9 protein-coding genes and 1 pseudogene are annotated in these 11,703 nt (G+C 72.3%); 3 read left to right on the plus strand and 7 right to left on the minus strand.

The features are described 5' to 3' along the window. Nucleotides 1-99: 99 nt before the first annotated feature. The 5 genes from ACF07S_RS30090 to ACF07S_RS30110 all read right to left on the minus strand — a co-directional run bounded on the left by ACF07S_RS30090 (nucleotide 100) and on the right by ACF07S_RS30110 (nucleotide 6,747). The gene (locus ACF07S_RS30090) at nucleotides 100-939 is read right to left on the minus strand and encodes a carbohydrate ABC transporter permease (RefSeq protein WP_391966585.1); all 840 of its coding nucleotides are present in this window, start codon (nucleotides 937-939) and stop codon (nucleotides 100-102) included. Beyond that, the gene (locus ACF07S_RS30095; RefSeq protein ID WP_391975627.1) at nucleotides 936-2,300 is read right to left on the minus strand and encodes an ABC transporter permease subunit; all 1,365 of its coding nucleotides are present in this window, start codon (nucleotides 2,298-2,300) and stop codon (nucleotides 936-938) included. Before ACF07S_RS30095 ends, ACF07S_RS30090 begins: the two co-directional genes overlap by 4 nt. 5 nt (nucleotides 2,301-2,305) lie before the next feature. After that, nucleotides 2,306-3,634 (minus strand): ABC transporter substrate-binding protein, encoded by a 1,329-nt coding sequence (locus ACF07S_RS30100; protein ID WP_391966587.1) that lies wholly within the window; start codon nucleotides 3,632-3,634, stop codon nucleotides 2,306-2,308. A 40-nt stretch (nucleotides 3,635-3,674) separates the two neighbouring features. Beyond that, complete coding sequence (locus tag ACF07S_RS30105; RefSeq protein WP_391975628.1) at nucleotides 3,675-5,297, minus strand: glycoside hydrolase family 13 protein; 1,623 nt, start codon at nucleotides 5,295-5,297, stop codon at nucleotides 3,675-3,677. A gap of 178 nt (nucleotides 5,298-5,475) precedes the next feature. Further along, nucleotides 5,476-6,747: an ABC transporter substrate-binding protein gene (locus tag ACF07S_RS30110; protein WP_391975629.1), complete on the minus strand. Its 1,272-nt coding sequence runs from the start codon at nucleotides 6,745-6,747 to the stop codon at nucleotides 5,476-5,478. A gap of 126 nt (nucleotides 6,748-6,873) precedes the next feature. On the opposite strand from ACF07S_RS30110, the gene ACF07S_RS30115 reads away from it, so the two are divergent. Genes ACF07S_RS30115 through ACF07S_RS30125 form a run of 3 tightly spaced genes read left to right on the plus strand, consistent with a single transcriptional unit; the run spans nucleotide 6,874 to nucleotide 10,463 of the window. Continuing rightward, entirely contained in the window at nucleotides 6,874-7,389 is a 516-nt protein-coding gene (locus tag ACF07S_RS30115; RefSeq protein ID WP_391966590.1) for a PadR family transcriptional regulator, read from the plus strand. Next, on the plus strand, nucleotides 7,386-8,138 hold the full coding sequence (locus tag ACF07S_RS30120; protein WP_391966591.1) for an ABC transporter ATP-binding protein: 753 nt from the start codon (nucleotides 7,386-7,388) through the stop codon (nucleotides 8,136-8,138). The genes ACF07S_RS30115 and ACF07S_RS30120 overlap by 4 nt, the downstream gene beginning before the upstream one ends. Nucleotides 8,139-8,180: 42 nt before the next feature. Beyond that, the gene (locus ACF07S_RS30125) at nucleotides 8,181-10,463 is read left to right on the plus strand and encodes an FtsX-like permease family protein (protein ID WP_391975630.1); all 2,283 of its coding nucleotides are present in this window, start codon (nucleotides 8,181-8,183) and stop codon (nucleotides 10,461-10,463) included. A 19-nt stretch (nucleotides 10,464-10,482) separates the two neighbouring features. Here the strand turns inward: ACF07S_RS30125 and ACF07S_RS30130 are convergent, their stop codons facing one another. Together ACF07S_RS30130 and ACF07S_RS30135 are read right to left on the minus strand one after the other, a co-directional pair. Further along, on the minus strand, nucleotides 10,483-11,424 hold the full coding sequence (locus ACF07S_RS30130; RefSeq protein ID WP_391975631.1) for a proline-rich domain-containing protein: 942 nt from the start codon (nucleotides 11,422-11,424) through the stop codon (nucleotides 10,483-10,485). 90 nt (nucleotides 11,425-11,514) lie between these two features. Next, nucleotides 11,515-11,703, minus strand: a pseudogene (locus ACF07S_RS30135) (glucose-6-phosphate isomerase); the annotation flags it as partial.

Below are 11,703 nucleotides of genomic sequence, written 5' to 3' on the forward strand. Positions count from 1 at the left end.
CCTGCCCGGCGTTCGGGGACGAGGCCCGTCCAGGGCCGAGAGGGGGTCCGGGGGCTCGGCCCCGGGGAAGGGGAGGGGCGAAGCCCCTCCCCTTCCCCCCTACTTCACGGACCCCGCCATGACCCCCTGCACGAAGTGCCGCTGGAAGGCGAAGAACACGACCACCGGCACCACCAGCGACAGGAACGCCCCCGGCGCCAGCACGTCGATGTTGCTGCCGAACTGCCGTATCTGCGACTGCAGCTGCACGGTCAGCGGCTGCGCCGAACTGTCCGCGAACAACAACGCCACCAGCATGTCGTTCCACACCCACAGGAACTGGAAGATGGCGAGGCTGGCAATGGCCGGCCGCCCCACCGGCAGCACCAGCCGGGTGAAGATCCGCCACTCGCTGCCGCCGTCCATCCGCGCGGCCTCCAGCATCTCCTTGGGTATCTCGGCGAAGTAGTTCCGCAGCAGGAAGATCGCGAACGGCAGACCGTAGGCGACGTGGAACAGCACCACGCCCGGGATCGTCCCGAACAGCCCGAGCTGGCCGAAGAGTTTGGCGACCGGCAGCAGCCCGATCTGCACGGGCACCACCAGCAGCGCCACCACCAGGAGGAAGACCGGCTCGCGTCCGGGGAAGTCCAGCCAGGCGAAGGCGTAGCCGGCCAGCGCGGCCACGACCACGACCAGTACGGTCGTCGGCACCGAGATCAGCACGGTGTTCCAGAACGCCTGGGTGATGCCGGAGTTCTCCAGCAGGGCCGAGTAGTTGTCGAAGGACAGCTGCCCGGGGCCGGTGAACACGGTCCACCAGCCGCCCTCGGCCGTGTCCTCGGCGGACCGCAGCGAGGACAGGAACAGACCGGCCAGCGGGGTCATCCACACCAGGCCGATCACGACCAGGAAGGCCTGCACCACCGCGTTGCCCAGGCCGCGCCGGATCGCGTTCATCGCTGACTCCTTCGGAAGCGGCGGACGTTGAACACCATGGCGGGGATGACCAGCAGCAGAAGCAGCACACCGAGCGCACTGCCGAGGCCCTGGTTGTTGCCGCCGCCGAACGACACCAGCCACATCTGCGTCGCGAGCACGGTCGCGTCCTCCTGCACCGGTCCCGGCGCGATGATGTAGACGAGGTCGAAGACCTTCATGACGTTGATGACCAGGGTCACGAAGACGACCGTGAGGACGGGCGCGAGCAGAGGAACGGTGATACGGCGGAAGATCTGCCACTCGTTGGCACCGTCCATGCGTGCCGCTTCCAACGTCTCCCGGGGCAGGGTCGCAAGGCCCGCGCCGATCAGCACCATCGCGAAACCGGTCCAGATCCATAGGTACGCTCCGATGATCGCCGGCGTGACGAGCGCCGGGCCGAGCCAGGAGATGCCGTCGTAGGGGGCCGCGAAGTTGGAGGACGGCAGTTTCACCGCGTACGAGCCGCTGTCCAGTCCGGTGAACCGGAAGGAGCCGTCGGCCCCGGTGGTCGTGGTCGCGACGGTCTCGCCGTCGCGGACCGCCTCGACCCGCATTCCGGGCAGTCCGCTCTCGCGCGGGTCGACCACGCCCGGTTTCCCTCCCCCGCCGGGGGTGAAGTCGAGGTACACCACGCCGCCGATCTCGTCGGCCCCGGCCTTGCGGGACGCCGCCGTGCGGGCGGGTTCGGCCTCGCCCGGCAGGTCCTTGGGGGCGACGCCGACCAGGCCGAGCGCCGCCGTGCCGCCGGGCAGGACGTCGCCGCCGGTGACGTAGGAGCCGTCCGTCTCCTTGGTCAGGCCCTCGCCGTCACGGGCGCGGGCGGTCGGGTAGGAGGAGGTGCCCTGGAAGGCGTCGTGGACGGAGACGACGGCGGCGTTGAGCACGCCCTTGTCGGGGTCCTCGTCGTAGGCGAGCCGGAAGATGATGCCGGCCGCGAGGAAGGACACCGCCATCGGCATGAACAGCAGCAGCTTGAAGGCGGTGGCCCAGCGCACCTTCTCCACCAGCACGGCCAGGATCAGGCCCAGGCCGGTGAGCAGGGTGGGGGCGACGACGACCCAGATCGCGGTGTTGCGGATGGCCTTGACGGTGGCCGGGTCCCGGAACATCTCGGCGTAGTTCTCGCCGCCCACGAACTCGTTGCCGGTGGCGTCGAAGAAGCTGCGGCCGACGGAGAACAGGACCGGGTACACCACCAGCGCGCCCAGCAGGAGCAGCGCGGGGAACACGAACAGCAGGGCGATGATCCGCCCCCGCCGGCGCAGGCGCCGGGCACGGGTGCCGCCGGGCCGCGCGGGCGTGGGAGGGCTCGCCTCCTTGACCAGTGTGGCGGTCATGGCCGTCAGTTCCCGTAGGCCTTGGCCGCGGCGTCCTCGAGCTCGGCCGCGGTCTTCGCCGGGTCGGCCGGGTCGCGCAGGAAGTCCTGCAGGATCTTCCACTCGCCGGTGCCCTTGGTGCCGCCGAAGGCCGCGGGCGCCTGGTCGGACATGTCGAAGCGGACCGAGTCGCCGGCCGTGATCAGGGACTCGGCGGTGGCGCGGGTGACGTCGTCGCCGTAGGAGGAGAGGTCGAGCGCCTTGTTCGGGGAGAGGAAGCCGCCCGCCTCGGCCCACACGGCGGCGGCCTCCGGGGTGGCCAGGTACTCCAGGAGCGCCATGCCGGCCTTGCTGTTCTTGCCGTCCTTCAGGACGACGGCCGCGTCGCCGCCGCTGACCACGGGCGCCTTGCCGTCGCCGACCGGCGGGAAGGGGAAGAAGTCGGCGTCGGTGCCGATGTTCCTGCCGAACTGGTCCTTGGCGACGCCGGCGACGAAGTCGCCCTCGTAGACCATGGCGGCCTCGGCCTTGGGCCCGAAGACCTTCTCCACCGAGCCGGGGAAGTCGGTGTTGAGGGCCCCCTTCTGGCCGCCCTCGATGAGCTGCTCGTCCTTGAAGAGCTCGCCGAGGGTGGTGAGCGCCTCGACCACCGTCGGGTCGGTCCACTTGATCTCGTGCGCGGCGAGGGCGTCGTACTTCTCGGGCCCGGCCTGGGAGAGGTAGACGTTCTCGAACCAGTCGGTCAGGGTCCAGCCGTCCTGTCCGGCGACGGAGAAGGCCGCGAGACCGGAGTCGGAGATGGTCTGCCCGTCCTCCAGCATGGCGTCGTAGGTCTTCGGCGGGGTGACGCCGGCCTGTTCGAGCGCCTCGGGGCTGTACCAGACGGTCGACTTGTGGGCGGCCTTGAAGTACAGGCCGTACAGGGTGCCGTCGACGCTGCCGTAGTTCTGCCACACCTTGGCGAAGTTGGCGTCCACGGTGTCCTGGACCTTCTTGTCCAGCGGCTTGAGCCAGTCCTTCTCGGCGAACTGCTTGAGCACGCCGACCTGCGGGACCATGACGACGTCGGGGGCGTTGCCACCCTCGATCTTGCTGCCGACGACGGTGGAGACGTTGTCGCCGGTGGAGACGAACTGCGTCTGGGCGCCGGTCTTCTCGGTGAAGGCGTCCAGCACCTTCTGGAAGTTCTTCTGCTCGCTGCCGGACCAGACACCGGCGACGGTGACGGTCTGGCCCTGGAGCGACTTGTCGCCGCCGCCGGCCGAGACGGGGTCGCCGTCGCCGCAGGCGGTCGCGCCGAGCGCGATGACCAGGGCGGTGCATCCGGTGAGCAGGGTGGTACGTCGTCGCATCATCGTCGATGTCCCTTCGGGTGTACGGAAGTCGAGCGGACTTTCAGGAGCCGTCGATCCACCAGGCGGCGGTGGAGCCGGGGAGGACTCCGGCCGGGCAGGGGCCGCTGGCGAGCAGCGGGGTGCCGGGGACCGGAGCGGGTACGGGGGCGGTGCCGAAGTTGACGGCACAGAGGAGGTCGTCACCGCGGACGAAGGCGAGGACGCCGGGCTGGGTGTCCAGCCAGCGCAGCGTCCCCTCGCCCAGCTGGGGCAGGGCCGCGCGCAGTTGCAGACCGTCGCGGTACAGGTGCCAGAAGGAGCGGGTGTCGGCGAGGGCGCGGTCGGTGGCGTGCTCGGCGAACCACTCGGGCTGCGGCAGCCAGGGCTTGGCGCCCTCGGCGCCGGAGGTGAAGCCGAACGGGGAGGCCTGGCCCGACCAGGGCAGCGGCACCCGGCAGCCGTCGCGGATCCGGGCGCGGCTGCCGGTGCGGCGGAAGATCGGGTCGGTGAGCACGTCGTCGGGCAGGTCCACGACCTCGGGCAGGCCCAGTTCCTCGCCCTGGTAGATGTACGCGGCCCCGGGCAGCGCCAGCATCAGCAGCGCGGCGGCGCGGGCGCGGGCGGCACCGAGGCCGCTGCCCTGGGGGGTGGGTTCGCCGTAGCGGGTGACGGTGCGGACCTGGTCGTGGTTGTTGAGGACCCAGGTGACGGTCGAGCCCGTGCCGGCGATGTCCAGCATGGCCTCGGAGATGACCTTGCGGAAGGCGCCGGGGTCCCAGGGCGCGCTGAGCAGGTCGAAGAAGAAGGCCTGGTGGAGCTCGTCCGGGCGGACGTAGCGCGCGTGCTCGCGGGCGGTGGGGACGGAGACCTCGCCGACCAGGAGGCGTTCGTGGCCGTCGCGGGCGGTGTACTCCTCGCACACCGCGCGCCAGTGCCGCCACACCTCGTGCACCTCGGGCTGGTTCCAGGCGAGCGGGTTGACCGAGTCGCGGGTGCGGGCGTCGGCCTCGGGGTCCGGCGAGTCGGGCAGGCCGGGGTGCTTGTAGAGGCCCGCGGCCACGTCGATGCGGAAGCCGTCGACGCCCCGGTCCAGCCAGAAGCGGAGTATGCGGTCGAACTCGGCGGCCACCTGGGGCTCGCGCCAGTTCCAGTCCGGCTGCTCGGGCGTGAACATGTGCAGGTACCACTGGCCGGGGCGGCCGTCCGGCTCGGTGACGCGGGTCCAGGCGGGGCCGCCGAACATGGCGTGCCAGTTGTTGGGCGGCTCGGCGCCGTCGGCCCCGCGGCCGTCGGCGAAGTGGAAGCGGGTGCGCTCGGGGCTGCCGGGGGGCGCGGCGAGGGCCTCGCGGAACCAGGGGTGCTCGCTGGAGCAGTGGTTGGGGACGATGTCGAGCAGCACCTTGACGCCGAGCCGGCGGGCGGTGTCCATCAGCCGGTCGAACTCGGCGAGGTCGCCGAAGACCGGGTCGACACCGCAGTAGTCGGCCACGTCGTAGCCGTGGTCGTGCTGCGGCGAGGGGTAGAAGGGGCTCAGCCAGATCCCGTCCACGCCGAGCTTCTTCAGGTACGGCAGCCCCGCCCTGACCCCCGCGAGATCACCGATGCCGTCACCGGTGCTGTCCAGGAAGCTGCGGACGTACACCTGATAGATCACCGCGTCACGCCACCAGTGGTGCCTGTTCACCCCATTGACCTGTCTGTGAGGAGCAGTCGTTATGCATGCATGTTAGGTAGCAGCATCTCGCGGGTGTCAATGAACGTACGCGAGGAACCGCGGAGTTGGTGGGTGCAGACAGGTGTCTAGTCGGGCACAACGGGCACAGTTGAGACGTCCGCGTTACCTAACAGGTAACTAGGAAGGGTCAGCGGGAGGAGACGGCGGCCAGCTCGGTCGCCAGCCGGCGCACCGCGGCCTCGGGCGTCTGCCGCCCGGTCATCGCGTCGTGCACCACCGCCTGCACCACCAGGCTCACCTGGTCGTAGTGCGGGCTCTTGGGGCGCGGAGCGGCGGCGAGGACGCTCTCGCGCAGGGTCGGCAGGTACGGGAAGCGCCGGATCAGCCCGGGATCGTCGTACAGCGCGGCCCGCACCGGCGGCAGCGCGCCGCGCGTGAGGACCTGGCGCTGGACCCGCTCGCTGGTGAGGTACGCGATCAGGCGGGCGGCGGAGTCGGGGTGCCGGGCATGACGGGCGACGGCCAGGTTGGAGCCGCCCAGGACGCTCGTCGCCGCGCCGTCCGGCCCCGGCAGCGGTACCGCGCCGACCTTGCCGGCGACCTCGGAGCCCGGGGCGGAGGCGGCGACGTAGGCGTAGGGCCAGTTGCGCAGGAAGAGCAGCCGGCCGTTCTGGAAGGCCTGTTTGGACTCCTCCTCCTTGTACGTCAGCGCCTGCTGGGGGATCCAGCCCTCGCGGACCCCGCGGGCCAGGAAGCCGAGGCCCTCCCTGGCCGCCCGCGAGTCCACGGTGACCCGCTCCCCCTCGTCGCCGAGGATGGTGCCGCCCGCCGAGTAGACGGCCTCGGCCGCGTTGACCGTCAGGCCCTCGTAGGGCAGGAACTGGCCCGCGTAGCCGTCGAGGCCGTGCCTCGGTGCCAGGGTCTTCGCGGCCCGCTCCAGCTCGGCCCAGGTGCGCGGCGGCGGGACGCCCTCCGCGGCGAGGACGTCCGCGCGGTACAGGAGCAGTCCGGCGTTGGTGACGTAGGGGACGGCGTAGAGGCGGCCGTCGTAGGTGGCCGTGTCCACGACCCGGGGCAGGAAGGTGCCGAGCGGGAAGCGGTCGCGCGGCAGCGGGCGGATCCAGCCGGCGGCCGCGAACTCCGAGGTCCAGCTGACGTCGATGTTGAGCACGTCGAACCGGCCGCGTCCGGCGGCGCGCAGGTCGGTGATCATCTGCGCCCGGGTCTCGTCGGCCGAGTCGGGCAGTTCGACGAGGGTGACCCGCTCGTCGGGATGGGCACGGTTCCAGCCTTCGAGCACGGAGCCGAGATAGCCGGTGAGGTCGCCGGCGGTGGCCAGGGTGAGCGGTCCGCGACCGTCCCCGCCGGCCCCTCCGTCCCGCGCGCCGGAGGCGATATGGCCGGTCAGGACGACGATCAGGACAAGGAGGCCCCTACCCGCGGCATGGATCCACCGCATAGGTTCCTCCCTGTGCACCGGCACCCGGCACCCTTGCCGGGGTCAGAGGCCATGTATACCTGTTAGGTATGGGCGATACTAGGTCCTGCGGCACATTACCCAGGACGCGCGAGGAGGAGAGCACGAGTGCGGCTGCCCCTCCTGGCCCTGCTCGCCCGCGGTCCGGCCCACGGCTACGAGCTCAAGCTGGACCTTGAGCAACTGCTGGGCTCCGCGTACCCTCAGCCGAACGTCGGCCAGATCTACGTCACCCTCGGCCGCCTCGAGAAGACCGGACTGATCGAGGGCGAGGACGTCGAGCAGTCGAGCCGGCCCAACAAGAAGGTCTACCACCTCACCGACGCCGGGCGGGAGGCGCTGCGCGCCTGGTACGAGGAGACGGCGGACGAACCGCGGGTGCGGGACGAGTTCTTCATGAAACTGGCCCTGGCCCCGCGGACCGGTCTCGCCGGCCAGATCGCCCTGATCAACAAGCAGCGGCGTCAATACCTGAACACCATGCGGCAGTTGTCGAAGCTGGCCGCCGCCGAGGACCGGGAGAACCGCATCTCCCATCTGCTGATCGAGGGCGCGATGCTGCATCTGCAGGCCGACCTCGACTGGCTGGAGCGGTGCCAGGAAGAGCTGGAGGAGCTGGAGTGAGCGAGAGTCCCGCTCCCGTACTGCGCGCCGAAGGCCTGGTCAAGACGCACCACGGCGAGGGCGCCCCGGCCCACGCCGTGCGCGGCGTCGATCTGTGCGTCACGCGCGGCGAGTTCGTGGCGATCACCGGCCCGTCCGGTGCGGGCAAGTCGACACTGCTGCATCTGCTCGGCGGCCTCCAGCGGCCGGACGCGGGCAGCATCTGGCTGGACGGCGAGTGCACCGACGGCTACGGCGAGGCGCGTTGGGCGGTGGAACGCCGCAAGCGCATCGGGATCGTCTTCCAGTTCTTCAACCTCGTCTCCGACCTGTCGGTCGCCGACAACGTGGAACTGCCCGCCCTGCTCGCCGGGGCGCCGCCGAAGAAGGCCCGCGCCGGGCGGGAGGAACTGCTGGCCGAGCTGGGGCTCGAGGGCAAGGAGCGGAGCATGCCGGGCGAGCTGTCCGGCGGCGAGCAGCAGCGGGTCGCGCTGGCCCGGGCGCTGGTCAACCACCCGCCGCTGCTGCTGGCCGACGAGCCCGCGGGCAGCCTGGACAGCAAGGGCACCCGCGAGGTGATGCGGCTGCTGTCCCGCTTCCACCGGCGTGGGCAGACGATCCTGCTGGTCACCCATGACGCCCGGCTGGCGAGCGCCGCGGACCGGGTGATCAGTTTCTTCGACGGGCGGATCGCCGACGACGCGGAACTCGACGGCGGTGCCCCGCCGCGCCGGACCGGGATCTCGGGTGTGCTGGAGCTCAGGGACTGACATGCGCGTCCACGACCGCCCCGCGGCGAGGGGCTGAGGCCGGTGCGAGCGACCCTGCGCTGGGCGCACTCCGATCTGCGCACGCACCGCGGCGAGGCACTGTTCCTGGTCCTCGCCACCGCGGGCATCGTCGCGTCCCTGCTGCTGGCCACGGCCCTGTTCGGGTACGCGACCAACCCCTGGCAGCGGGTCTTCACCCAGGCGCGCGGCGCGCACGTGACGCTGCACACCACCGTCTCCGCGGATGCCGGGAGACTGGCCGCCCTGGACGGCGTGGAGTCGGTCGCCGGCCCCTACCCCACGGCGTCGGTCGCCCTCGCCTCGCGGGGCGGGCGCGCCTCCGCCGAACTGCGCGGCACCTTGGGGCAGCCCGAGGTGGGCCGCCCGCTGATCGCCTCCGGGCGCTGGCTGGACCCGGCCGCCCCCGACGGCGTGGTCCTGGAGAGCCGGCTGGCCCGCGCGCTGCTGACCGCGCCCGGCGACACGCTCACCGTGTCCGGCACCGCGCGGCGGCTGACCGTGGTGGGCATCGCCGACACCGCCGAACCGCGCTACCGGCCGGGCGAGCGGACCGGTCTGGTGTGGGCCCTGCCGTCGGCCGTGCCCGCCCCGGGCGGCCAGGTGATCGGCCTGCGGCTGACCGACCCGGGCGACACCGGGTACGCCGTGCAGCGGGCGGTGACGGAGCTGGGGGCGGGGGCGATCGGCGAGGTGTCCACCTGGCAGCAGGCGCGCGCCGAGGCCCAGGGCGACAACCGGCTGCTCGGCCAGGTGCTGGGCCTGTTCGGGCTGGGTGCGCTGATCGCCGCCGGGCTCGCCGTGCACGGCGCGATCGCGACCCGCATCCGGGGGCATCTGCGGGACATCTCCGTGCTCAAGGCGATCGGCTTCACCCCCGGCCAGGTCGTGCGCGTCTTCCTGATCCAGCACCTGCTCTACGCGCTGCTCGGTGCCGTGGCCGCCGCCGTGCTCACCGAGGCGCTGGGCAGCGGGGTGCCGGGACGGCTCGGGGACGCGCTCGCCGTGTGGCAGGGGCTGCCCGGACACACCGTGGCGCTGTTCGTGGTGCCGGTGGGGGCGGTGCTGTTCATCGGCGCGACCACGGGACTGGCCGCCTGGCGGGCCGGGCGGGTGCCTCCGGTGCCGGTGCCCCGGCCGGCGGCGCCGCCGGCCGGGCGGCTGACCGGCGTGGCGCGGCGGGCGCTGGGGGCGCGGGTGCCGCCGGCGCTGGTCCTGGGCTGGCACAAGGCGTTCACGCGCCGGCCGCGGGCACTGGGCGCGGTGGGCAGACTGGCGCTCCCGTTGCTGCTGATCGTGGTGGCGCTGAGCGCGTGGACCACCATCGACCGCTTCCACAGCGACCCCGAGCGGATGGGGCTGCCCACGGCGCTGAGTGTGCGCGCGGACGCCCTGCTGAGCGACCGGGAGGCCCGCGCCCTGCTGGAGGACGATCCAGAGGTCGCCGCCGCCTACCCGGGCGTGGAGGTGGCCGCGCTGGTGCCCGGGCAGACGGCCACCATCGCCCTGCGCGGCCTCGGCACGCGGCGGGAGCCGTATCCGTTCACGCTGGCCGAGGGCCGTGCCGCGCGCGGGACGGACGAGGCGGTGGCCGGGCAGGGGCTGCTCGACCTGCTGCACGTACGGGTCGGCGACTGGGTCAGGGTGACCGTCGGCGACCAGCCGCAGATCCTGCACATCGTCGGCCGCAGCATCGAACCGGAGAACGCCGGCCGGGTCATCTCCACCTCGCTCGACACCCTGCGCGCCAACGATCCGTCCCTCCGGCCGAGCCTCTACCAGCTCCGGCTGGAGCGCGGCGCCGACCCGGGGGCGGTCGCCGACCGGCTGGCCGCGGCGGGCCGCGGCCACCTGGACGTCCACACCGTGGCCAACCCGGCCGACGGGCTGTCCCCGCTGCGCGCGGTCGTCCTCGGGCTGATCGTGGTCCTCGCCCTGATCGGACTGATCGAGCTGCTGACGGCGATCGGCGGCACGGTCCGTGAGGGGGAGCGCGATCTGCTGGCGCTCAAGGCCATCGGCCTCTCCCCTCGGCAGATCACCGCCGTCACGATCACGGCCACCGCCGGCACGGCCCTCGCGGCCGTGCTCCTCGCCACGGCCCTGGGGCTGCCCCTGGCGCACTGGCTGATCGACGCCCAGGGGCGGTCGAGCGGCATCGGCGCCGGGATCGCCCGGGTGCCCTCCCCCGCGCTCCTGCTGATGCTCGGGACGGCCGCCGTGCTGGGCGCCGCCGCTCTCGCCGCCGTTCCGGCCGCGCGCGCGGCCCGCCGCCGCCTCGCGGACACCCTGAGCTCGGTGGCCTGAGTCCCCGTCCCGGGCCGGTTCAGCCCCCGTAGGGGCCGTGCGGGTTCCGCGGGTGGTACGGCGGCGGCTGCGGGTGCGTGGTGTACGGATGGCCGCCGGCACCGGGCCCGTACGGGTTGCCGGCCGTCGTGGGCGGGTGGGGGTGACCGTAGGGGTTCCCCTGCGGAGGGAGGTGCGGCAGGCCCGTACCGGGCGGGACGGGGCCCGGGACCGGCGGGAGGCTCGCGGGGTGGGCGCCCAGCCGGATGCCGTAGCGCCGCTTCAGCCGGCCCATCTCCACCAGGGCGATCAGCGTGACCGTGACCGGGGCGCCCAGGATGAAGACGATGCCCAGGGTGAGGCCGAGCCCGTGCAGATCACCGGTGACGAGATCGGGGATGGCCATCAGCCAGCTGGTCACCGTGGCGAGCAGCGCCGGCAGACAGCGGTGCACGGCGGCCGTGCCGAAGAAGTTGCCGGAGACCCGCACGGCCCCGTAGGCCACGAAGACGAGCATCCACATCATCGTCAGACCGACGCCGATGACCACGGCGAAGTTTCCCCCCGCCGAGTTCACCGTCCGCACCAGCAGCACCAGGGCCAGGACACAGCCGATGAACAGCAGCAGCAGCTTCAGGGCGTTGAAGAGCGGCACTCCCAGCTGCCGTACCGTGCCGGTGCGCCGCCAGACGAAGAGCATCACGCCGACCGTCGTCGGGGTGAGGAAGAGCAGCACCACCGAGGCGGTCAGCGCGTTCTCCAGCAGTTCCGTGGCGGCGAAGCCGCCCTCGATGAAGGTGTAGACGCCCAGCGAGGCCACCGCCCCGGCGATGATCCGGAAGCGCTTGAGCCGCTCGATCGACGGGTCGAGCGAATCGGGGATCCACGCGGGGTGGAACACCGCCCGCGCGAAGTACTGAGGCATCAGCACCGACCGGAGGGTCAGCCCACCACCGGTCCAACTTCCGCGCGTGCGTGCCACCTTGTGCTCCCCCGAGCGCTCGCTGTGATGAACGCGGTGGAGTCTACGGTAAGCGGGCGGCCTCCCGCCGCCCGCTTTCCCGCACCGTCCTCACCGACGTCCGCGCAGCTCACGGTAGGCGGCCACCAGTGCGGCCGTGGACGGGTCGAGGCCGGGGACGTCGGCATCCCGGGTGAGGGCGGGTTCGACGCGTTTGGCGAGTACCTTGCCGAGTTCGACGCCCCACTGGTCGAAGGAGTCGATGTTCCAGACCGCGCCCTGGACGAACACCTTGTGCTC

The organism is Streptomyces sp. NPDC016640 (assembly GCF_043076215.1).
Lineage (GTDB): Bacteria > Actinomycetota > Actinomycetes > Streptomycetales > Streptomycetaceae > Streptomyces.